The sequence below is a fragment of the Pseudoalteromonas sp. Cn5-37 genome (assembly GCF_021532495.1).
Classification (GTDB): domain Bacteria; phylum Pseudomonadota; class Gammaproteobacteria; order Enterobacterales; family Alteromonadaceae; genus Pseudoalteromonas; species Pseudoalteromonas simplex.
Window position 1 is genome coordinate 1 of record NZ_JAKGBA010000032.1, and the last position, 24504, is coordinate 24504.

Sequence of the window (24504 nt, forward strand, 5' to 3'; positions counted from 1 at the left end):
AGTCATCACCTGGGAAGTCGTACTCAGAAAGAAGTTCACGAACTTCCATCTCAACTAGCTCAAGTAGCTCTTCGTCGTCAACCATGTCACATTTGTTCATGAATACGATGATGTAAGGTACACCAACCTGACGAGAAAGTAGGATGTGCTCACGAGTTTGTGGCATAGGACCGTCAGTCGCAGCAACTACTAGGATTGCGCCGTCCATTTGAGCAGCACCAGTGATCATGTTTTTAACATAATCGGCGTGTCCTGGACAGTCTACGTGTGCGTAGTGACGAGTTGGAGTATCGTACTCAACGTGTGAAGTTGAGATTGTGATACCACGCTCACGCTCTTCTGGAGCGTTATCGATTGATGCGAAGTCTTTAGCTACACCACCGTATACTTTTGCAAGTACGTTAGTGATTGCTGCTGTTAGAGTTGTTTTACCGTGGTCAACGTGGCCGATTGTACCAACGTTTACGTGCGGTTTTACGCGTTCAAACTTTTCTTTTGCCATCTTAAAAAATTCCTATAAAGAAATTAACGCCTGACCCACTATTGGGCCAGACAAGCTAAATCATATAACAGCGCGAGCTGCAATTATTGCATCTGCAACGTTTTTAGCGGCTTCTGCATACTTCAAAAACTCCATAGAGTAAGATGCACGGCCTTGTGTTGCAGATCGCAGATCAGTTGCATAACCAAACATTTCAGAAAGTGGTACTTGCGCATTAATTTGCTTAAGACCACCGAATGCTTCTTCCATGCCTTCGATCATGCCGCGGCGACGGTTTAAGTCACCAACTACATCACCCATGTTTTCTTCAGGAGTGATAACTTCAACCTTCATTACTGGTTCTAGAAGAGCTGGGTTTGCTTCAAGCGCACCTTTCTTCATCGCCATTGAACCTGCAATCTTAAATGCCATTTCATTCGAGTCTACATCATGGAATGAACCATCATATAAAGTCGCTTTAACGCCAAGTAATGGGTAGCCAGCAAGCACACCTTGAGCCATTTGCTCTTGGATGCCTTTGTCTACCGCAGGGATGTATTCTTTAGGAACTGAACCACCAACGATTTCGTTAACGAATTCGTAAGTTGGCGCATCATCTTCCGAAATATCCATCGGTTCAAGTTTAAGCCAGACGTGACCATATTGACCACGACCACCTGATTGACGTACGAACTTCCCTTCAACTTCAACAGCTGAACGGATAGCTTCACGGTATGCTACCTGCGGCTTACCAACGTTACATTCAACACTGAATTCACGTTTCATACGGTCGACAATGATATCAAGGTGAAGTTCACCCATACCAGAAATAATAGTCTGGCCTGATTCTTCGTCAGTTTGTACTCTGAAAGACGGATCTTCTGCCGCTAGTTTACCTAACGCGATACCCATCTTATCTTGGTCAGCGACTGTGCGAGGCTCAACCGCAACAGAGATAACTGGCTCTGGGAACTCCATACGCTCAAGCGTAATGATTGAGTTCGGATCACACAGTGTCTCACCTGTTGTTACGTCTTTAAGACCAATAGCCGCTGCGATGTCGCCTGCGTAGACTACTTTGATCTCTTCACGTGAGTTTGAATGCATCTGAACGATACGACCAAGTCGCTCACGCTTACTTTTAACTGGATTGTATACCGCATCACCCTGTTTAACAGTACCAGAGTAAACACGGAAGAAGGTCAAGGTGCCAACGAACGGGTCTGTCGCAATCTTAAAAGCAAGTGCGGCAAACGGTGCGTTGTCATCAGCAGGACGTTCTTCCTCAGTACCATCTTCAACGATACCTTGGATTTGTTTCACTTGTGTTGGCGCAGGCATATATTCGATAACAGCATCAAGCACAGCTTGAACACCCTTATTCTTAAATGCACTACCACACGTCATTGGAACAATTTCGTTTGCTAATGTGCGCTGACGTAAAGCTGCTTTAATTTCAGCTTCGGTCAGGTCTTCACCTTCTAGATATTTGTCCATTAGTTCTTCTGATGCTTCAGCAGCGCTCTCAACCATGTGAGAACGCCATTCTTCTGCAAGCTCCAGAAGCTCTGCCGGAATGGCCTCATAAGAGAAAGTCATGCCTTGATCTTCGGCATTCCAGTTAATGGCTTTCATCTTAATAAGGTCAATAACACCTTTAAAGTCGTCTTCAGCACCAATTGGTAGCTGAATTGGAACAGGCGTTGCTCCAAGACGAGATTTCACCTGGTCCACAACTGTTAAGAAGTCAGCGCCAGTGCGATCCATTTTGTTTACGAAGATCATGCGAGGAACTTCGTATTTGTTCGCTTGACGCCAAACTGTCTCAGTTTGCGGCTGTACACCAGATGAAGCACAAAGAACAACTACCGCACCATCTAGTACGCGTAAAGAACGCTCTACTTCGATAGTGAAATCTACGTGTCCTGGCGTATCAATGATATTGATGCGATGGTCGTCAAATTGAGCGTCCATCCCTTTCCAGAAACACGTTGTTGCAGCAGAAGTGATTGTGATACCACGCTCTTGTTCCTGCTCCATCCAATCCATAGTTGCAGCACCATCATGTACTTCACCGATCTTATGAGAAAGACCCGTGTAGAACAGAACACGTTCTGTTGTGGTGGTTTTACCTGCATCTACGTGAGCGCAAATACCGATATTGCGATAGCGCTCAAGTGGAGTTGTACGTGCCATATGATCCTCTTAAAGGTTAAGGGCAGATTACCAACGGTAATGAGCGAATGCTTTATTCGCTTCAGCCATACGGTGAACGTCTTCACGTTTCTTAACCGCAGTGCCTTTGTTGTCAGCAGCGTCAACGATTTCTTGAGCTAAACGTAAGCCCATAGATTTTTCGCCACGCTTACGTGCAGCGTCTACTAACCAACGCATACCTAATGCGTTGCGACGTACTGGACGTACTTCAACTGGTACTTGGTACGTTGAACCACCAACACGGCGAGATTTAACCTCTACCTGTGGGCGAACGTTTTCAAGTGCAGCTTCAAAGATTTCAAGGTGCGACTTGCCTGATTTCTCAGCAGCCACGTCTAACGCACCATAAACGATTTTTTCAGCAGTAGATTTCTTGCCGTCTAACATTACTACGTTAACGAATTTAGCAAGAAGTTCCGATCCGAACTTAGGATCTGGAAGAATTTTACGTTGACCTATTACGCGTCTTCTAGGCATTTTGTATCTCCGGTATCTTCAGGTTTGCTCTTTTAGAGTCAATACCCAAAACAATTAATTTAAAAATTTAGTGCTTGGCCTTACTAACGGAGAACCATTAGCCCTTAGGGCGTTTAGCACCGTATTTAGAACGAGCTTGACGACGGTCGCTAACGCCTGCACAGTCAAGTGCACCACGTACAGTGTGGAAACGCACACCTGGTAAGTCTTTAACACGACCACCACGGATTAGGATTACACTGTGCTCTTGTAAGTTGTGGCCTTCACCACCAATGTAAGATGTTACTTCGAAACCGTTAGTTAAACGAACACGCGCTACTTTACGTAATGCAGAGTTTGGTTTCTTAGGTGTAGTTGTATATACACGAGTACATACACCACGCTTTTGCGGACAAGCTTTAAGTGCAGCTGAGTTACTTTTAGTAACTTTGCTACGACGTGGCTTACGCACTAGCTGGTTAATAGTTGCCATTTAAATAGCTCCTGAAATTAAAATTACTACTGAAAAAATAAAAAAATCCGCCCTGTTTACATGCTCGTTACAAAACGTGCAGGCAAATGGGTGGCGGAATTTTAATGAGCAAAGTTTAACCTGTCAACCTTAACTCATCGTAAGGCAGAAGATAACTGCCTTACGATTTCTTAATCTATTGATTAAGCTGAGATTATTGGTTTCCAGAGATATCTGCGTTTAGTGCGTCAGTAAGTGCTTGAGTTGCCTCTTCAGCGCTTACTGTTTGCTCTTCAACGATTTCACCTTGCTTGCGACGGTTTAAACGGTCTTGGTGATACGCAAAGCCTGTACCAGCTGGGATCAGACGACCCACGATTACGTTCTCTTTCAGACCACGAAGCTCATCGCTCTTACCATTTACAGCGGCTTCAGTTAGGACACGAGTTGTCTCCTGGAACGATGCTGCAGAAATGAAAGATTCTGTTGCAAGTGACGCTTTAGTGATACCCATTAACTGGATTTCAAACTTCGCTGGGATCTTGCCTTGTTTCTCAAGTTCACGGTTAGAAATATTAACGCGTGCTACTTCAACTTGTTCACCGGCTAAGAACTCAGTGTCACCGCCGTCAAGAATGATACATTTACGTAGCATCTGACGAATGATTGTCTCAATGTGCTTGTCATTGATCTTAACGCCTTGCAAGCGGTAAACCTCTTGCACTTCGTTAACGATGTAGTTAGCTACATGAGTTACACCACGTAGGCGTAAGATGTCATGTGGTGACTCAGGACCATCGGCGATAACCTCACCTTTAGACACTTGCTCACCTTCGAACACGTTAAGTTGACGCCATTTAGGGATCATCTCTTCGTATGCGTCACCCTCAGCAGGAGTGATTACAAGACGCTTCTTACCTTTAGTTTCTTTACCGAAGCTGATAGTACCTGTGATTTCTGCAAGGATTGCAGGATCTTTCGGCTTACGTGCTTCGAATAAGTCAGCTACGCGAGGTAGACCACCCGTGATATCACGAGTCTTCGAACCTTCTTGCGGAATACGTGCTAGTACGTCACCTGGGTTTGCAGTTGCACCGTCTGTTACTTCAATCGTTGTGAATGAAGGAAGACGTGTTTCTTGCAGACCACGCTCATCGCTTTCGATGATTAGTTTAGGTTCTTTCGCATTCGCTTTACCTAAGTCTTTAACAACCACACGTGTTAAACCAGTTAACTCGTCTGTTTGTGCTTCGGTATTTGAGTCATCAATGTCGCTGAACGAGATTTTTGACTTGTGCTCAAGAACGATTGGGTGACTATGCGGGTCCCAAGTAGCAACGATGTCGTTACCTTGAACTTCTGCATTATCTTGTACTGCTAACACCGCACCGTAAGGTACTTTATAACGCTCTTTCTCACGACCAAAGCTATCGATGATAGTGATCTCTGTTGAACGAGACGTGATAACAATCTTACCGTCTGTGTTTAATACGTACTTCGCATTGTGTAACTTCAATGTACCGTTAGTTTTAACTTGTACACTGTTTTCAGCAGACGCTCGAGATGCCGCACCACCGATGTGGAAGGTACGCATCGTAAGCTGTGTACCCGGCTCACCGATTGATTGTGCCGCGATAACACCTACTGACTCACCTGGGTTGATGATGTGGCCACGCGCAAGGTCACGACCGTAACACTTAGCACATACACCAAAGTCATTATCACAAGTGATTACTGAACGAACGCGTACTTCATCCACTGAGTGCTCTTCTAAAAGGTCACACAGTTTTTCGTCAAGCATAACGTTACGCTCAACAAGTACTTCGTTAGTATTTGGAATTAATACATCTTCAGCAACAACACGACCTAGTACACGTTCACGAAGTGCTTCTACAACGTCACCACCTTCGATAAGCGGTTTCATTGTTAAGCCATCTTCTGTGCCACAGTCGTCTTCGTTGATTACTAAGTCTTGTGCAACGTCTACTAGACGACGCGTTAAGTAACCCGAGTTTGCTGTTTTAAGTGCTGTATCGGCAAGACCTTTACGCGCACCGTGCGTTGAGATGAAGTACTGTAGTACGTTTAGACCTTCACGGAAGTTCGCCGTGATTGGTGTCTCGATGATTGAACCATCTGGACGTGCCATTAGACCACGCATACCCGCTAACTGACGGATCTGAGCGGCGCTACCACGTGCACCTGAGTCTGCCATCATAAACACTGAGTTAAATGAAGATTGCTCTTCTTCTTCGCCTTTCGCGTTGATTACAGTGTCTTTTGATAAGTTCGCCATCATCTCACGTGATAAGTTTTCATTTACACGTGACCAGATATCGATAACTTTGTTGTACTTTTCACCAGCCGTTACAAGACCTGATTGGAATTGTTGGTTGATTTCAGTTACTTCAGCTTCCGCTGATTCAATGATTTCTGCTTTAACCGGTGGGATAACTAAGTCATCGATACCGATTGAAACACCTGACTTCATTGCGTAGTGGAAACCTGTGTACATTACTTGGTCAGCAAAGATAACGGTATCTTTAAGACCTAGACGACGGTAACACTCGTTTAATAAGCCAGAAATTTGTTTCTTACCTAGGGCTTGGTTGATTAACTCAAACGGCATGCCTTTAGGTAGGATTAGTGAAAGAATTGCACGACCTACTGTTGTTTCAACAATAGATACTTGCTCAACTGCTTCACCTTCTTCATTGTCAACTGTTTCGCTAATACGTACTTTTACGCGCGCATGTAGCTCAGCATTACCACTGCGGTATGCTTTTTCAGCTTCTTTAGGATCTTTAAATACAGTACCTTCGCCTTTCGCATTGATACGATCACGAGTCATGTAGTAAAGACCTAATACAACGTCCTGTGAAGGAACGATGATTGGCTCACCATTCGCTGGAGATAGGATGTTGTTTGTAGACATCATTAGAGCACGTGCTTCTAACTGTGCTTCAAGCGTTAACGGTACGTGTACCGCCATTTGGTCACCATCGAAGTCAGCGTTGTACGCCGCACAAACTAATGGGTGTAAATGGATCGCTTTACCTTCGATAAGCACAGGTTCGAACGCTTGGATACCCAAACGGTGAAGTGTTGGTGCACGGTTAAGTAATACTGGATGTTCACGAATTACTTCATCTAATACATCCCATACTTCTGCCACTTCACGCTCAACCATCTTCTTAGCTGCTTTGATAGTCGTAGCCATGCCGCGACGCTCTAGTTTGCCGTAGATAAATGGTTTGAATAGCTCAAGTGCCATCTTCTTAGGAAGACCACACTGGTGTAGTTTAAGCGTAGGACCTACTGTGATTACAGAACGGCCAGAGTAATCTACACGTTTACCAAGTAAGTTCTGACGGAAACGACCTTGCTTACCTTTGATCATATCAGCAAGCGATTTAAGAGGACGTTTGTTAGAACCTGTGATCGCACGACCGCGACGACCGTTATCAAGTAGCGCATCTACCGCTTCTTGTAACATACGTTTTTCGTTGCGTACGATAATGTCTGGTGCTGCTAGATCTAATAAACGCTTAAGACGGTTATTACGGTTAATAACACGACGGTAAAGGTCATTCAGATCAGAAGTCGCAAAACGACCACCGTCTAGTGGTACTAATGGACGTAGATCAGGCGGAAGTACTGGAAGTACTGTCATGATCATCCACTCAGGGTTGTTACCTGATTGGTGGAAAGATTCCATTAATTTAAGACGTTTAGTGATCTTCTTACGCTTAGTTTCAGAGTTAATTGTTGGTAACTCTTCACGCATTTCAGCAATTAATTGGCCAAGATCAAGTTCACGAAGCAAGTCTAATACTGCCTCTGCACCCATCTTCGCTTCAAACTCATCACCGTGCTCTTCAAGTGCATCTAGGTACTCTTCTTCACCTAAAAGCTGACCACGCTCAAGCGTTGTCATACCAGGCTCAGTTACTACGAATGATTCGAAGTAAAGTACGCGCTCGATGTCACGAAGTGTCATGTCTAGCATTAAGCCAATACGTGACGGTAATGATTTTAAGAACCAAATGTGCGCAACTGGGCTCGCAAGCTCAATGTGACCCATACGGTCACGACGCACTTTAGTTAGCGTTACTTCAACGCCACACTTTTCACAAATAACACCACGGTGCTTAAGGCGCTTATATTTACCACATAAACACTCATAATCTTTCACTGGGCCGAAAATACGGGCACAGAATAAGCCGTCGCGCTCAGGCTTGAAAGTACGGTAGTTGATTGTCTCAGGTTTCTTTACTTCACCGTATGACCATGAACGAACCATATCTGGCGAAGCAAGACCAATGCGAATTGCATCGAATTCTTCGGTCTTATTTTGTTGCTTCAGAAACTTAAGTAAGTCTTTCACCTTAGCTCTCCTGTCGGAGGTTAATCTTGAGGGCGAACCAATCGCCCCTACATTCTATTCGGCCTAACAGGTGCGGCTTACGCCGCACCTAAATGGCTTAATTTTCTTCCAACTCGATGTTGATACCCAGTGAGCGGATTTCTTTCAACAATACGTTGAACGATTCTGGCATACCTGGTTCCATCTTATGGTTACCATCTACGATGTTCTTATACATCTTAGTACGACCGTTCACGTCATCCGATTTCACTGTTAGCATTTCTTGTAGAGTATATGCAGCACCGTAAGCTTCTAGTGCCCACACCTCCATCTCACCGAAACGCTGGCCACCGAACTGAGCTTTACCACCCAGCGGCTGCTGAGTAACAAGGCTGTAAGAACCAGTTGAACGTGCGTGCATCTTGTCATCAACCAAGTGGTTAAGTTTCAGCATATACATGTAACCAACAGTTACTTGACGTTCGAACTGATCGCCAGTACGGCCATCATAAAGTGTAACTTGACCGCTTCTTGGATAACCACCAAGCTCTAGTAAGTCTTTGATTTCGCTTTCACGAGCACCATCAAAGGCTGGAGTTGCGATCGGTAAACCACCTTTCAAGTTATCAGCTAAGCGACGAACTTCATCATCAGAGAACGAGTCGATATCAACTTTCTGACGACAATCACCTAATTCGTAAACTTTCTTAACGAAGCTACGGATTTCGTGCAGTTCACGCTGCTCTTTCATCATTTCTTCTAAACGCTCACCCACACCACGTGCAGCAAGACCCATGTGTGTTTCTAGGATCTGACCGATGTTCATACGTGATGGTACACCTAGCGGGTTCAGAACGATGTCTACCGTACGACCTTTGTCATCGTATGGCATATCTTCTACTGGTACGATAGTCGAGATAACACCTTTGTTACCGTGACGACCCGCCATCTTATCACCTGGTTGGATACGACGTTTAACAGCTAGGTATACTTTAACAATCTTAAGTACGCCTGGTGCTAAGTCATCACCTTGAGTGATCTTACGACGTTTGTTTTCAAACTTCTTATCGTATTCAGCTTTAAGCTCATCGTACTGGGCAGCTAGTTGCTCAAGTTCAGCTTGCTTGTCTTCTTCAGCAAGGCTTTGAGTAAGCAGCTTTTCAGCATTTAGTGATGCAATTGAATCTGCGTTCAGACCTGCGTCAACAAGTAACTTACGAGCACGATCTAATACACCTGCTTCTAAGATACGGAACTCTTCGTTGAAGTCTTTCTTCGCTTCGCGAAGCTGCATGTCTTCAACTTCTAACGCACGCTTATCTTTTTCAACACCGTCACGGGTGAAAACTTGTACGTCGATTACAGTACCAGTTACAGAGTTTGGTACGCGTAAAGAGCTGTCTTTAACATCTGACGCTTTCTCACCGAAGATAGCACGTAGTAGCTTTTCTTCTGGTGTTAATTGCGTTTCGCCTTTCGGAGTCACTTTACCTACTAGGATATCGCCGCCTTTAACTTCAGCACCGATATAAACAACGCCTGATTCATCAAGCTTGCCTAGTGCAGACTCACCTACGTTAGGGATATCTGCTGTGATCTCTTCAGGACCTAATTTAGTATCACGTGCGATACATTGTAGTTCTTGAATGTGGATAGTCGTTAGACGATCTTCTTGAACTACACGCTCAGATAGTAGGATTGAATCCTCGAAGTTATAACCGTTCCATGGCATGAATGCCACGCGAAGGTTTTGACCAAGTGCTAAGTCACCTAGGTCAGTCGAAGGACCATCTGCTAATACGTCACCACGTGTTACCGGCTCACCAACCATACAAGTTGGTTTTTGGTTAATACATGTATTTTGGTTTGAGCGAGTGTATTTAGTAAGGTTGTAAATATCGATGCCCGCTTCACCTGGAATACGCTCATCTTCATGTACATTTACAACGATGCGGCTTGCATCCGCATACATTACTTCACCACCACGCTTAGCAACGATAGTTACACCAGAATCTTTCGCTAGTGTAAGCTCGATACCTGTACCTACCAGCGGTTTGTCCGCGATAAGTGTTGGTACGGCTTGACGTTGCATGTTTGAACCCATCAATGCACGGTTAGCATCATCGTGTTCTAGGAACGGGATAAGTGCTGCCGCTACAGAGATCACCTGTTGTGGTGATACGTCCATATATTGCTGGTCCATTTTGCCCATAAAGGTTGATTCACCTTTGTGACGACATGGAATTAGTTCATCAACAAACTCATTGTTTTCGTTCAAGTTTGAGTTCGCCTGAGCGATAACAAACTGACCTTCTTCAATGGCTGATAAGTAATCTACTTCATCAGTAACTACACCGTTTACCACTTTACGGTAAGGTGTTTCTAAGAAACCATAGTCATTAGTACGTGCGTACGTAGACAATGAGTTAATTAGACCGATGTTTGGACCCTCAGGCGTTTCGATTGGACATACACGACCATAGTGAGTTACGTGAACGTCTCGAACCTCGAAGCCAGCGCGTTCACGTGTTAAACCACCCGGGCCTAATGCAGAAATACGACGCTTGTGCGTTACTTCTGAAAGCGGGTTATTTTGGTCCATGAACTGTGATAACTGAGATGAACCAAAGAACTCTTTAACCGCAGCCGAAATAGGCTTAGCGTTAATAAGATCTTGTGGCATTACAGCGTCAAGGTCACCTAAGCTTAAACGCTCACGTACAGCACGCTCAACACGTACTAGACCAACGCGGAATTGGTTCTCAGCCATTTCGCCAACACTACGGATACGACGGTTGCCTAAGTGGTCGATATCATCAACATCGCCAACACCGTTACGAATAGCGATAAGCACTTTCATAACAGCTACGATGTCTTCTTTCGATAATGTGCCAGGGCCAGTATCTGAGTCATAACCTACACGGCTATTGAACTTCATACGACCAACTGTTGATAAATCGTAACGCTCGTCAGAGAAGAACAAGTTATCAAATAAGGCTTCAGCCGCGTCTTTCGTCGGTGGCTCGCCTGGGCGCATCATGCGATAAATTTCTACTAATGCTTCTAAACGGTTGCTTGTTGTGTCGATACGTAATGTATCTGACATGTAGGCGCCGCTGTCCACTTCGTTGATATATAGTGTATCAATCTTAGTGTGACCTGCTTTAACCAATTCAGCCATTAGCTCAAGTGATAGCTCGTCATTCGCGTTTGCGATGATCTCACCCGTTGACTCATCAACATAGTTTTTAGCTACAACACGACCAATGATGTACTCATGCGGTACTTCTAATTGGTTAATACCTTTTTTCTCGATGTTCTTGATGTGACGCGCAGTAATACGACGACCCGCTTCAACAAGGACTTCACCGTCTTCGCCTTTGATATCAAAAGCGGCAGTTTCACCACGTAAGCGTGAAGGAACAAGTTCCATAAGAACTTTACCGTCAGCAACTTCAAACGCAGTTGTATCGAAGAATATCTCTAGGATTTCATCCGTTGAGTACTCAAGTGCACGTAAGATGATTGACGCCGGTAATTTACGACGACGGTCAATACGTACATAAAGGTTATCTTTTGCATCAAACTCGAAGTCTAACCATGAACCACGGTAAGGAATTACACGCGCGTTATAAAGTACTTTACCTGACGAGTGAGTTTTACCGCGGTCGTTATCAAAGAATACACCAGGGCTACGGTGTAGCTGAGAAACGATAACACGCTCTGTACCATTGATAACAAAGGTACCGGTATCAGTCATGAGCGGAATTTCGCCCATGTAAACTTCTTGCTCTTTAATGTCTTTAACTGTGCCTGGTGCTTCTTTGTCCATCACCACAAGACGCAATTTTACGCGAAGTGGAGCAGAATAAGTCACACCGCGAATTTGACATTCTTTTACATCGAATACTGGCTCACCAATACGATAACTTACGTATTGAAGCTCAGAATTTCCCGAGTAGCTTTTGATAGGAAACACAGAACGGAAAGCAGCTTCCAAACCGTGATCGCCATCAGCGTCAGGGACTAAGAATTTTTTAAACGATTCTAACTGCGTCGACAGTAAGAAAGGTATATCCAAAACTTGTGGACGTTTACCAAAATCCTTACGGATACGTTTCTTTTCAGAATAAGAGTAAGCCATGGGGTTCCTCAGCTTGCTGATCTTTGACCCGACCTGTTCTTGTAAGAACAGACTTAACTGGCATCTAAGCCAAGATGTACAACATTAAATTGTTGTTCTATTTTGCTCTGACACTTTCAACACCAAAATAGGTAACAACTTGAAAGTAAAGAGAAAATTAGATTTTATTTGCGTTACAGGATTGCATCGCTCTATAGCGCAAAAAGGCCGGTGATTAAATAATCACCAGCCCTTGCCTGATTACTCAGGCAGCGAACCTAGCGTAAGCTAGATTACTTAACCTCAACTTCAGCACCAGCTTCAGTAAGGTCTTTTGCAAGTGCTTCAGCTTCTTCTTTAGATACACCTTCTTTGATAGGTGCAGGAGCAGCTTCAACAAGTGCTTTAGCTTCTTTAAGGCCAAGACCAGTAGCACCACGTACAGCTTTGATAGCTGCAACCTTGTTAGCGCCAGCGCCAGTAAGGATTACGTCGAACTCAGTCTTTTCTTCAGCTGCTTCAGCAGCAGGACCAGCAACAACAGCAGCAGCTGCAGTTACGCCGAATTTTTCTTCCATTGCTTCAACTAGAGCAACAACGTCCATTACTGACATTTCAGCAATAGCATCAAGGATTTGGTCTTTAGTTACAGACATTACAAATTTCCTAATTATTACGGACTAAATATAGCCCAAAAAAAATATTACACCGAAAGTGAACAAAAAAACAGCTTAAAATTAAGCAGCTTGCTCTTCTTTCTGTACACGTACTGCTTCAATTGTTTTACACAATTTACCTGCAGACGCTTCTTTCATAGCGCTCATTAAGCGTGCAACAGCTTCGTCGTAAGTAGGTAGAGTTGCTAGCATAGCTGCGTCTACTACGTTACCTTCAAATGCAGCCGTCTTAACTTCGAATTTCTCGTTCTTCTTCGCGAAATCTTTGAAGATACGCGCAGCAGCACCTGGGTGCTCTGAAGAGAAAGCGATTAAGCTTGGACCTACAAGTGAGTCAGAAAGGCACTCAAAATCTGTACCTTCAACAGCACGTTTAGCTAAAGTGTTACGAACAACTTTCATCCATACACCAGCTTCACGAGCTTCTTTACGAAGGGCAGTGATAGCACCAACTGTTACACCACGAGAATCTGCAACAACTGCAGAAAGAGCACCAGTGGCTGCTTCGTTGACTTCAGCAACAATTGCTTTTTTGCCTTGAAGATTTAAAGCCATGGGTGTTACTCCTGGTTTAATGGGTTGCCGAAATTGGCTTCCCTGTTCTACTCTTCCCCATCTAAGATGGAGATGCTTTTTACGGCGAGAGCCAGAAGATTAGGAAAAATCTATCTGGGGATTCACACCGTCTACGTAGGTAAAATATTAAGGCCGAAGCCGCCTACGGTCTTGGACGGAAGTCCAATTTATCGTTTTTACCCGAAGGCATTACGAAATTATGGACTTCAACCCGAATTCTTTACTTGTTTTGAAATTAACTTTCTCAACAAAATGGCGCAAAATTATAGTTCAAATTTCGCGCCATGTAAACTCTTAATTAAGCAACAACTGTGCTTAGAGAGTTTTGGTCAACAGCAACACCTGCGCCCATTGTTGTAGAGATAGTTACTTTCTTCACGTAAGTACCTTTTGCTTGAGAAGGTTTAGCCTTCTTAAGCGCAACAATAAGAGCTTCAAGGTTTTGTTGAAGTTGCTCAGCAGTGAAATCAACCTTACCGATAGTAGTATGGATGATACCGTTCTTGTCGTTACGGTAACGAACTTGACCTGCTTTCGCGTTTTTAACTGCTTCTGCAACGTTAGGCGTTACAGTACCAGTTTTAGGGTTTGGCATTAGACCACGTGGACCTAAGATTTGACCTAGTTGACCAACAACACGCATAGCGTCTGGAGATGCAACAACAACGTCAAAGTTCATCTCGCCTTTCTTAACTAGATCAGCAAGATCTTCCATGCCCACTAATTCAGCACCAGCTTCTTTCGCAGCATCTGCGTTAGCGCCTTGTGTGAATACAGCAACACGAACTTCACGACCAGTACCGTTAGGTAGTACAGTTGCACCACGTACGTTTTGGTCAGATTTACGAGCATCGATACCAAGGTTAACAGCAACGTCAACACTTTCTACGAATTTAGCTGTCGCTAACTCTTTTAAAAGGGCAACTGCTTCGTTGATTTCGTAATCTTTAGTTACATCCACTTTTTCGCGGATAGTACGCATACGTTTAGTTAATTTTGCCATTATCTTAGTCCTCTACGTTCAAGCCCATCGCACGCGCAGAACCTGCGATAGTGCGAACTGCAGCGTCCATATCAGCCGCTGTAAGGTCAGGTCGTTTTGTCTCAACGATTTCTTCAAGTTGAGCACGAGTTACTGTACCCACTTTTTCAGTGTTAGGACGGCCAGAACCTGATTTGATGCCTGCAGCTTTCTTAAGTAAGTAAGCAGCCGGTGGAGTTTTCATGTCGAACGTGAAAGAACGGTCACCGTAAACAGAGATCACTACAGGAACTGGAGCGCCTTTTTCGATAGATTCTGTACGTGCGTTGAACGCTTTACAGAATTCCATGATGTTTACACCGTGTTGACCTAGTGCTGGACCTACTGGAGGACTAGGGTTAGCCATACCAGCGGCAACTTGTAGCTTGATAATAGCTTCAACTTTTTTAGCCATAATAAATACCTCATTTGGTGGGTCATAGCCTTGTGCGCGCGAGGACGCGTACTCTAACGGCTTCCCAGTTTAAAAATTGGTTCTCACTTTTTAGTGATAAAACAAGTTGTAACTTGCCCTAACACAAAAAGGCCGCTGATTATAAGTTAATCAGCGGCCTTTTTCAAGCTTATTGCCAAAATATTAAACGATTTTGGCAGCTTTAATTTTTTACTTACTTGTCTTGCTCAACTTGACCAAATTCAAGGTCAACAGGTGTCGAACGACCGAAGATAAGAACAGACACTTTCACGCGGCTCTTCTCGTAATCAACTTCTTCAACAACACCGCTGAAGTCAGCAAATGGACCATCGATAACACGAACAACTTCGCCTGGCTCGAATAATGTAGCTGGCTTAGGTGCTTCAGAGTTCTCTTGAAGACGGTTTAAGATGCGGTCAGCTTCTTTTTGGCTAATTGGCGCTGGACGATCAGACGTACCACCAATGAAGCCCATAACACGTGCAGTGCTGTTCACTAAGTGCCAGCTTGCATCGTTCATGTCCATTTGAACTAGTACGTAACCTGGGAAGAATTTACGCTCAGACTTACGCTTTTGGCCAGCGCGCATCTCAACAACTTCTTCAGTTGGTACTAATACTTCACCAAAACTATCTTCCAAACCTTCGATCTTGATGTGCTCAAGAATAGTTTGTGCTACACGCTTCTCGTAACCAGAGAAAGCTTGTACTACGTACCAACGTAGTTTCTTTTCGTTCTTCTCATCCGACATGGGATTAGATCTCCAATCCAGTTAAAAAGCCTACTGCGCGGAATAAAATGCCATCTAATCCCCAAAGGATAAGCGCCATAATCACAGTTGCAACCATTACAATTAATGTCGTATGTGTTGTTTCTTGGCGAGTTGGCCACACAACTTTACGTACTTCGATACGTGCTTCTTTTGCAAACGCAAGAAAAGTACGACCTTTTTCAGTTAGTGAGGCAATGCCTAAACCAGCTGCAACAGCAACCACTACACCAATAGCACGTAATAATACAGATTGGTCTGCATACATGTGGTTACCAACGACTGCGCCTGCTAGTAGCGCAATTGCTACAATCCACTTTACTGAATCCATCGCACTTGATGGTGTTTCTACATTCGTGCTCATAATATTTTTACCTTAACTACAGACACAACAACCCTGCGCTCTGGCAGGGTTAATCCATTAAAATCTAAACTTAAAAACTGACTTGTTTAAACCGATTTTTAATTTCAGACTTAGCACACATTGTGTAAAAAGTGGCAGGGGCGGAGAGATTCGAACTCCCAACCGTCGGTTTTGGAGACCGCTGTTCTACCAATTGGAACTACGCCCCTGCAAAGTGGATGCCTATTATACTTACGCAATTCATTAACACAAGAGTAAAAGATACCCATTAGTTAAAATCTCATCAGTTCGTTTAAAAATCAATATTAACATTGATTAAAAAGCAGTTTATCATAAACCCATTACAGGAACATAAAACAACATGGATCAGTGTGCTGCTATTAAAATCCCCTTTTAATATTGTATTGTTATGCCTCATTTTGTTGATGGCTAATCAGAGTAGTGCCCGTTCTTTACACCTTAGCACTTTTAATAGTCAGCAGGGCCTGAGCCAAAATTCAATCACTTGCAGCATCACTGACCAACAAGGTTTTTTATGGTTTGCCACACAAGGTGGCTTAAATCGCTTTGATGGTTATGAATTTAAGCGTTTTAAAGCTAACAGCGATGATAAAAGCATTTCAGGGAATTGGATTACAGGCTGTGTTAGAGATAGTAAAAACCAGCTATGGTTTTCGACTGCAAGCAAAGGGCTTAATAGACTCAACCCTAAAACCGGTCTGTTTGAGGTGTTTTCTACACACCATAATGAAAGCCTAAGTGAAGATAAAATTTGGTCTATGGCGTTAGCTAAAGACGATGTTATGTGGCTTGGCCACGAACACGGTAAATTAACCCGTTTTGATGTATCAAATAATAGTTTTACACACTTTAACTATAAATCAGCGCAGCCATTGGTGCGAGACATTGTTATTACCGATGAACTAATTTGGCTTGCCACAGATAAAGGGCTTATTTCATTTGACCCAATTACTGAGCAATTTACTCAGCATGCTCAGATCTCCGTGCCGCTCTGGCATCTCAAGTTGCTTAATGATGAAAAGCTGCTTATTGGCGCTAAACAAGGTCTTTATATATTAAATTTAGCTACGCAAAGTAGTGAAAAAATCGAACAGTTTAATGGAACCTGGATAACAGACAGCCTCGTTGACCAACAGCAAAACCTTTGGCTTACAAGCTATGGACAAGGTCTATACTTTTTACCAGCAGGTGCTGACTTACAAGAGCAATTCACTCAATATCGCCATGACAAACAAAACCCCAACGGCTTAAGCAGCGACTATCTGCTTTCTCTTTTTCAAGACTCGCAAGGTGTTATTTGGCTAGGCACAGATGGCTATGGTGTGCACCGCTATGATCCTAAGCAGCAACAGTTCTCTCATCAATTAAAAGCTTCTCAAGCAAATTCGTTAAGTCATAATTTTGTCCGTTCAATAGTTAAAAGAGCCAATGGTGAGGTATGGGTTGGGACTCGCGATGGACTCAACCGCAAAACAACGTCGGGTTATCAGCACTTTAAAAACACCCTACCTAATAACAATATATTTGCCCTACACGAAGATGCTAACCAGCAATTATGGATTGGTACTTACGGTGGCGGTTTAATTAAGTATCAAGACAGCCTTGATGAGTTTACAACTTTCACCATGCAAAGCCACCAGCTAGCCAGTGATCGTGTTTACGCAATTACCAGCGACAAAACAGGTGCACTTTGGCTAGGTAGTAACCAAGGCTTAACCCGCTTTGAACCAACCTCTGCCAAAGTGACTCACTATAAGCACAATGATGCGCAAAATAGCCTTGCCAACAACACCGTATTTACTTTGGCTTATGATAATAAAGAGCATGCACTGTGGATTGGCACCCGAGCAGGACTCAATAAACTCGATATATCAACAGAGCAATTTAGTTTATTAGATGAACAAAGCTCTGGTGAGACAGGGCTTAGCCACAATATGGTTACCTCTTTATTACTCAGTGAAGACAGCATTTGGGTTGGCACCATGCAAGGCTTGAATCAAGTCAACAAGCATACCCTCACAGTGAAACAGATTACTGAACAACAAGGTTTAGCTAATGACAACATTTTTGACATTCTTGCCGATAAACAAGACATGCTTTGGCTTGCAACCAATGGCGGACTCACTCGTTATAACCCCAGCACGCAGCAAATGCAGCAGTTTCTACCAGAAGACGGCATTCAGCATCAATCATTTATATTAGGTGCGAGCTTTCAAGCTGACGATGGCGAGTTATTTTTTGGTGGTATTAATGGCTACAATCATTTTTACCCTGAGCAACTAACCTTATCGCACACACCCCCTACGCCAGTGTTAACTGAGTTATTACTTAATAACCAAACAATTAAAAGTAATCATTTTGATAAGCAAAGCAATACCCTTGCTAGTGCAACTCAGACATTCTCGTTTGCAAAATCAGCGGGGGTTATCGGCTTTAAATTTAGTGCATTAAAAAATGGTGCGACTCCAAAACATTATCAATATGGCTACAAGCTAGCTGGCTTTGATGAGCAATTTTTATATACCGATGCATCCCTTAGACAAATTAACTATCCACAGCTGCCTGCTGGTCACTACCAGTTATTGCTAAAAGCAAAAGATCAATATGGTCAATGGAGTGACAGTACACAGCTGTTAGAACTTACTGTTGTGCCTCCTTGGTGGCAAACTAAACTAGCCTACTGTATTTACTTTGTGTTTGCTTTAGCACTGACTTGGCTTGTGTTAAATGCCTTGTACAAGCGCAAACTAGCAGAGCAAGAAAAGCAAACCGAAATTGAGCTAAACAAATTAAAAGACCAGTTTTTAGATAACATTAGCCACGAACTCAAAACACCACTTAGCTTAATACTCGCTCCGATCAGTCAATTGCAGCGAAGCAATGCCGATCCAAAAGCTCAAACGCAACTAGCCAGTATTAAACGGAACTGCCAACGCTTACTAGAGCTAATCAATCAACTTTTACAATTGAGTCAACGCCCAAGCACGGCAATTTACACTGTCAGCCCCTATTCTATTACGCCATTTTTAACAGATTTAGTGGCGGATTTCAGGCCTCTGTATGAGCAAAAACAGCTGCAATTTAGCTTCACTGACACCACCACTACAGCACTTAAGATTAACCTTGCTCCTGAACATGCTCACTCGATTTTTAGTAATCTGATAAGCAACGCTTTTAAGTACACCCCTGCAGGTGGCACAGTCGATATTCACCTTAGTGAAGTACAACAAGCGTTAAAGTTTAAAATTACTGATACCGGTGTGGGTATTGCCAGTGAGCATCAGCAGTCGATTTTTCAGCGCTTTACTCGCTTAACATCGTCAGAAGCAGGAAGTGGTATTGGCCTGAGCTTAGTAAAACAACTCGTTGAACAATACGGTGGTTCTATTAGTGTAAGCAGTAAAATCGCTGAAGGTAGCTGCTTTACTGTGTCATTACCTATGATTGAAAGTGCTGATAATCAAGCCAGTAGCGCTATGCAAGTTCATACCTCACAACCAACACTGCTGATTGTTGAAGATAATGAGGAAATGGCAGAGCTACTCCTTTCTTTATTTAATAAAGAGTTTAACTGTATCTGTGCAACTGATGGTCAACAAGCTCTCGACCTTTGCCAGACAGACCTGCCTGAACTCATTATTAGTGATGTGATGATGCCAAATATGGATGGTTATCAATTATTAGCAGCACTGCGTTCAAACCCAGCCACCAGCCATATCCCAGTATTATTACTTTCTGCTAAAGCAGATACCCACAGCCGCTTAAAAGGGCTTGATTTATTAGCTGATGATTTTTTGAGTAAACCTTTTGAACCGACTCTATTAGTAAGCAGAGTAAAAGGCCTGCTTAATCTAAGACATATTTTAAACCAACACCTAACAGCACAACTGGCAGCTCCTCTTAATAGCGATACAGCTGCAGTAACTGTGCAAAATAAAGATTACTCTTTTACAGAAAAGCTTAAGCAAATAGTAAAAGCACATTACCAAGATGAAAGCTTTTCGGTTGAACAATTAGCCTCTGCGTTATGTTTAAGCTCACGAGCTCTGCAACTAAAAATGAAAGCCTTGTACTCACAAACACCTTCTGATTATTTGCGCAATACTCGCTTAGAGTTTGCAAAAAAACAGCTAATCGATAGCGAACTAGCAATTGGTCAAGTCGCAGAGCAAGCAGGTTTTAGTTCACAAAGCTATTTTGCCCGAAGCTTTAAGAGCTATGTTGGCTTATCACCAAAACAGTATCGAGAAAAACATCAAAAACATGCCGAATTTCGCGTCAGTGAATAAAGTTTTCGCCTGAGTGCTATTAATAAAACACTGATTTTTATAGCTTATCCATATAAACGTCAATAACAACAAAGCCCATAGTGCGGCGTTATTTACTGCATGAGATATAAGTTAAGGAAAGTCATATGCTCACCAAAACACACAAAGCAATTTCGATTACGTTACTTGCTGCGGCACTGACTGCATGCCAGAGTACTTCGACAACCACCAGCAATACCAATAGCCCAGATATAAACGAAGTTGCACAGCAGCAATACAATGGCCCAAAAGCTCGGATCGCTGTTGCCCGCTTTACTGATAAATCAAACGATTCACGTTGGTGGCGTAAAGAAATTGGTGAAGGTATGGCCGATCAACTTACAACCGCATTAGTTAGCACCAATCGGTTCATTGTTTTAGAGCGACAAGCACTTGATGCCGTATTATCAGAACAAGACCTTGCTGTGTCAGGCCGTGTGAGTGCAGCTTCTGGTGCTGCGTATGGTGAAATAGAGGGAGCCGAAATTGTTGTGGTTGCCGCAGTCACAGAGTTTGATGATGACAACTCAGGCACTCGTGTCGGCAGTGGTGGCTTTATCGGTGATGTATTTAGCTCGGTATCGGCGGGTTTTTCAAGTTCGCACATGGCGATTGATTTACGATTAATCGATACGCGTACTTCTCGTATTTTAGCCGCTACAAGCGTTGAAGGTGGCAGTAAAGATTTTGACTTTACATCTGCAGCTACCAATTTTGGTGGCGCACTTGTTGGTGGTAATCTAAGTAGCTGGTCAAACACACCAAAAGAAAAAGCATTGCGCGAAGTGATCGTAAAAGCTGTTGAGTTTTTAGAATCAAAAGTGCCAACAACTTATTATCGCTATAATAGTGATAACACCATTGCAGCTGGCCATACAGCCCCTGCACCACTAAAAGTAACCGCAGCAGCACCCGCTAAAAAGCCAGTTGCATCGGTTAGTGTTCCAACTCACAGAATGCCTTACTACGAAAAAACAGACTTAGCGATGTCACGACTGAACTTGGTTTGTTTGGGTTATTTGAAAAGGCAGCCTCACTACGAAGAATATGAAATAGAAGACGTAGAGTACGATCAAGCAACGGTGATTGCTCTCACTGAGTATCAGCAAGAAAAAAAGCTGAAAGTGACAGGCCTTGCTGATGAGACAACTAAAAAGTCTCTTGATGATTCAGGGTGTATTGCCAAAACGAACAAATCAAGTTTAGAAAGCTTTGGCAGTATGTTTAAATTTAACTAAGCAAACTAACAGCCAGTGCCAGCACTGGCTGTTTAAAACCTTAGTTATAAAATTTGTAATAACTCACCACGATAAAAATCACATAACAACCAAATTTGTTGAAATGGATGATGCTTAGGCACATCAAGGTGAGTAAGTACTGACTTAAAATCATCAAGATGCCATATAGTACTGGCATTTCGAATTAATAACCAAGGCTGAGTAGACTCGTAGTGTTTCTTAGCTTTTTGTGCCAGCAAGCGATGTAAAGCACAGTGCAAACGCTCGTTACTCGGTGCTAAAGCCATTTCAGCAAGATCTCGTTGCATTGAGATAGACAGCGGCCGACCTAACACCGCCATTGCCTCTGTTTCGCTGGCATATAAATGTGCAACTTCAATATCAAGCCGTTCATCACCTTTGTAACAACTCACGTCTGGTTTGCTCGGCGTGTTATGCCAAATATTGCGCATACTTACGCCAAACTGCTTTTCGTAACAGCGCAAAAACAATTTTGCTGCACCATGCTCGAGCGCTATTTTTTCTTGTTCACTTTCACGATTCATTTAATGTTGCATACACATCTTTTAATAACCCAGAAGCGCCAAAACGAAATAGCTCAGGTTGTAAATACGCTTCACCCATAATTGACTCAGCTAGGGCTAAATACTCAGCAGCATCGGTGACTGTTCTGACCCCGCCTGCCGCCTTAAAACCAACCTTTTTGCCACTCGCTTTTATAGTGCTTAACATGATGTCTGTTGCAGCTAGCGTTGCATTAACAGCCACTTTACCGGTACTAGTTTTAACAAAGTCAGCGCCGCCATCAATTGCCAGCTTTGTTGCTGTTACAATGAGGTCATCGCTTAATTCGCCACTTTCGATAATGACTTTAAGCTGCGCTTGAGTGCCACATGCCTCTTTTGACGCTTTGACATACTCTAAAACTTTGCGCTCATCACCGGCAATTAGCGCTTTATAAGGGATCACTAAATCAATTTCATCAGCGCCGCGCTCAATGGCAAACAGGGTTTCATTTAACACTTGCTCTAACGATTGCTCCCCACTAGGAAAGTTAGTAACTGTAGCCACTTTGACTTGCTGTAGTTCGCGCTCAGCGAGAGCAAGCTTTGCATCGCTAACAAACTGGCTATACACACAAACCGCTGCAGGAATGCCTAACGTTGGCTCAATACTGGCAACCAAGTTATTAATGGTTTCTGTTGTGTCGCTGTCATTCAGAGTTGTTAAGTCCATCAGTGCCACCGCTTGGGCAGCGCTTGTTTGCATTTTAGTCATAGTTCTTATAGTTGTGTTGCCAAATTAGTGACCTATAGTAGCAAATTTTTATCATTCGGCTATAAATCATAACTAATCACCATAAGGCTGCTTATTTACTTGTAACTCGCCGCAATCCCTTGTTAACTAAGTCTTAAGCCAAAACAAACCACCTGGTATAACTTTTAGTTATATAAACTTGGTTTTAATTATTTTTTACTTTTTTTAGAGCACTATATTCTGCTTGCCTGCAATAAGCAGTTTCTTGATGTGTTTTAGGGGTGAGAACAAAGTGCAATATTTACCAATCTTTACCAAATTAGACGACAAACCTGTGCTGGTAGTCGGCGGTGGAGATGTTGCGTTACGCAAATGCCGTGCATTTTTAAAAGCGCGCGCTCATGTGACGCTAGTCGCCCCTGAATTTTGTGATGAGCTACTTGCTCTTGCTAAGCAAAACGAAGTAAACCTGATCACTGATATATTCAAAGAACAATATTTAGATCAACAAATGCTGGTGATCGCTGCAACTGATATAGACAGCGTTAACAAAGACGTGTTCGAACTTGCGAATGCGCGCAATATTTTCGTTAACGTGGTGGATGATCAACCTAAGTGCAGCTTTATTTTTCCATCAATTGTTGACCGTGATCCAATCACTATTGCAATTTCAAGCGCAGGCACAGCGCCAGTATTAGCACGTCGTTTACGCGAAAAACTCGAAACGCTTATTCCACAGCATATTGGTCCACTCGCTACATTAGTTGGTAGCTTTCGTGACAAAGTAAAACAACGCTTTAAACACTTTGCCGATCGTCGCCAGTTTTGGGAAGGCGTATTTGATTCATCAGTTGTAAGTAAAGTGCAAGCGGGTAATACCGACGCTGCAACAGCGCAGTTAGAGCAACTGTTAGATGCAAAGCCAGAGCCTGAAGGCGAAGTGTATGTTGTTGGTGCAGGCCCAGGTGACCCAGAGCTATTAACACTAAAAGCACTACAGTTAATGCAACAAGCTGATGTGGTGGTATATGATTATTTGGTTTCTGATGAAATTATGGATTTAGTACGCCGTGATGCCGACCTAGTTTGCGTAGGCAAACGTTTAGGCGATCACAGCGTAGCGCAAGAAGATACCAATCAGATGTTGGTCGATTTTGCTAAGCAAGGCAAAAAAGTATGCCGTATTAAAGGTGGCGATCCGTTTATTTATGGTCGTGGTGGTGAAGAAGTACAAGTTCTTGCCGCGAATAAAGTACGTTACCAAATCGTACCGGGTATTACTGCTGCTGCAGGCTGTAGCGCTTATGCCGGTATTCCACTTACTCACAGAGATCATGCGCAAGCCATTCAGTTTGTAACAGGTCACTGTAAAAAAGATGGTCAAGAATTAGATTGGCAGTCACTCGCCAAGCCAAATCAGACCTTAGCGATTTATATGGGCGTGATTAAATCACCACATATTCAAGCACAACTATTAAAACATGGCCGCGGTGCAGATACACCGGTTGCCATTATCGAAAATGGCACACGTAAAGAACAACGTGTGATAACAGGGCAATTAGGTGAGCTGGCCGACTTGATTTCGCGCCATAGCATTATTTCACCCGCCCTATTAATTATTGGTGAAGTTGCATCATTGCACCATCAGCTTGCATGGTTTGGTCAAACAGAACAAACCAGCAGCTTTGCCCAGCCAATTACTGGCGTAGCTTAATTTAACTTT

17 protein-coding genes and 1 tRNA gene are annotated in these 24504 nt (G+C 43.3%); 3 read left to right on the plus strand and 15 right to left on the minus strand.

Annotated elements, in window-relative coordinates:
• The 13 genes from L1266_RS19625 to L1266_RS19685 form a co-directional block, all read right to left on the minus strand.
• The coding region (locus L1266_RS19625; protein ID WP_235378189.1) for a GTP-binding protein at positions 1 to 502 on the minus strand (502 nt) is incomplete at its 3' end.
• A gap of 60 nt (positions 503 to 562) precedes the next feature.
• Entirely contained in the window at positions 563 to 2677 is a 2115-nt protein-coding gene (gene fusA, locus L1266_RS19630) for an elongation factor G (protein WP_054554835.1), read from the minus strand.
• 27 nt (positions 2678 to 2704) lie between these two features.
• Complete coding sequence (gene rpsG, locus L1266_RS19635) at positions 2705 to 3175, minus strand: 30S ribosomal protein S7 (RefSeq protein WP_054554834.1); 471 nt, start codon at positions 3173 to 3175, stop codon at positions 2705 to 2707.
• A 97-nt stretch (positions 3176 to 3272) separates the two neighbouring features.
• The gene (rpsL, locus tag L1266_RS19640) at positions 3273 to 3647 is read right to left on the minus strand and encodes a 30S ribosomal protein S12 (RefSeq protein WP_002958885.1); all 375 of its coding nucleotides are present in this window, start codon (positions 3645 to 3647) and stop codon (positions 3273 to 3275) included.
• 193 nt (positions 3648 to 3840) lie between these two features.
• Positions 3841 to 8013, minus strand: a complete 4173-nt coding sequence (gene rpoC / locus L1266_RS19645; protein ID WP_054554832.1) for a DNA-directed RNA polymerase subunit beta' — start codon at positions 8011 to 8013, stop codon at positions 3841 to 3843.
• Positions 8014 to 8110: 97 nt separating this feature from the next.
• Positions 8111 to 12136 (minus strand): DNA-directed RNA polymerase subunit beta, encoded by a 4026-nt coding sequence (gene rpoB / locus L1266_RS19650; protein WP_054554831.1) that lies wholly within the window; start codon positions 12134 to 12136, stop codon positions 8111 to 8113.
• Between the two features lie 272 nt (positions 12137 to 12408).
• On the minus strand, positions 12409 to 12771 hold the full coding sequence (gene rplL, locus L1266_RS19655) for a 50S ribosomal protein L7/L12 (protein WP_054554830.1): 363 nt from the start codon (positions 12769 to 12771) through the stop codon (positions 12409 to 12411).
• 81 nt (positions 12772 to 12852) lie between these two features.
• Positions 12853 to 13347 (minus strand): 50S ribosomal protein L10, encoded by a 495-nt coding sequence (gene rplJ / locus L1266_RS19660; protein ID WP_054554829.1) that lies wholly within the window; start codon positions 13345 to 13347, stop codon positions 12853 to 12855.
• A 319-nt stretch (positions 13348 to 13666) separates the two neighbouring features.
• Positions 13667 to 14371: a 50S ribosomal protein L1 gene (gene rplA, locus L1266_RS19665; RefSeq protein WP_054554828.1), complete on the minus strand. Its 705-nt coding sequence runs from the start codon at positions 14369 to 14371 to the stop codon at positions 13667 to 13669.
• A gap of 4 nt (positions 14372 to 14375) precedes the next feature.
• Positions 14376 to 14804 carry a 50S ribosomal protein L11 gene (rplK, locus tag L1266_RS19670; RefSeq protein WP_054554827.1) on the minus strand — a complete coding sequence of 143 codons (429 nt, stop codon included), beginning with the start codon at positions 14802 to 14804 and terminating at the stop codon, positions 14376 to 14378.
• A 214-nt stretch (positions 14805 to 15018) separates the two neighbouring features.
• On the minus strand, positions 15019 to 15576 hold the full coding sequence (gene nusG, locus L1266_RS19675) for a transcription termination/antitermination protein NusG (RefSeq protein ID WP_054554826.1): 558 nt from the start codon (positions 15574 to 15576) through the stop codon (positions 15019 to 15021).
• 4 nt (positions 15577 to 15580) lie between these two features.
• Positions 15581 to 15958 (minus strand): preprotein translocase subunit SecE, encoded by a 378-nt coding sequence (gene secE, locus L1266_RS19680; protein WP_036971579.1) that lies wholly within the window; start codon positions 15956 to 15958, stop codon positions 15581 to 15583.
• Between the two features lie 132 nt (positions 15959 to 16090).
• A tRNA-Trp gene (locus L1266_RS19685) sits at positions 16091 to 16167 on the minus strand.
• A gap of 216 nt (positions 16168 to 16383) precedes the next feature.
• Between L1266_RS19685 and L1266_RS19690 the strand changes: the two genes are divergently transcribed.
• On the plus strand, positions 16384 to 20268 hold the full coding sequence (locus L1266_RS19690) for a hybrid sensor histidine kinase/response regulator transcription factor (RefSeq protein ID WP_235378190.1): 3885 nt from the start codon (positions 16384 to 16386) through the stop codon (positions 20266 to 20268).
• A gap of 125 nt (positions 20269 to 20393) precedes the next feature.
• On the plus strand, positions 20394 to 21524 hold the full coding sequence (locus L1266_RS19695) for a CsgG/HfaB family protein (protein WP_138618639.1): 1131 nt from the start codon (positions 20394 to 20396) through the stop codon (positions 21522 to 21524).
• Positions 21525 to 21568: 44 nt separating this feature from the next.
• On the opposite strand, the gene L1266_RS19700 is transcribed toward L1266_RS19695, so the two are convergent.
• Together L1266_RS19700 and deoC are read right to left on the minus strand one after the other, a co-directional pair.
• Positions 21569 to 22069, minus strand: a complete 501-nt coding sequence (locus tag L1266_RS19700; protein ID WP_058586658.1) for a hypothetical protein — start codon at positions 22067 to 22069, stop codon at positions 21569 to 21571.
• The gene (gene deoC, locus L1266_RS19705; protein ID WP_235378191.1) at positions 22059 to 22802 is read right to left on the minus strand and encodes a deoxyribose-phosphate aldolase; all 744 of its coding nucleotides are present in this window, start codon (positions 22800 to 22802) and stop codon (positions 22059 to 22061) included. The genes L1266_RS19700 and deoC overlap by 11 nt, the downstream gene beginning before the upstream one ends.
• Positions 22803 to 23073: 271 nt before the next feature.
• On the opposite strand from deoC, the gene cysG reads away from it, so the two are divergent.
• The gene (gene cysG / locus L1266_RS19710; protein WP_235378192.1) at positions 23074 to 24495 is read left to right on the plus strand and encodes a siroheme synthase CysG; all 1422 of its coding nucleotides are present in this window, start codon (positions 23074 to 23076) and stop codon (positions 24493 to 24495) included.
• The last annotated feature ends 9 nt before the right edge of the window (positions 24496 to 24504 follow it).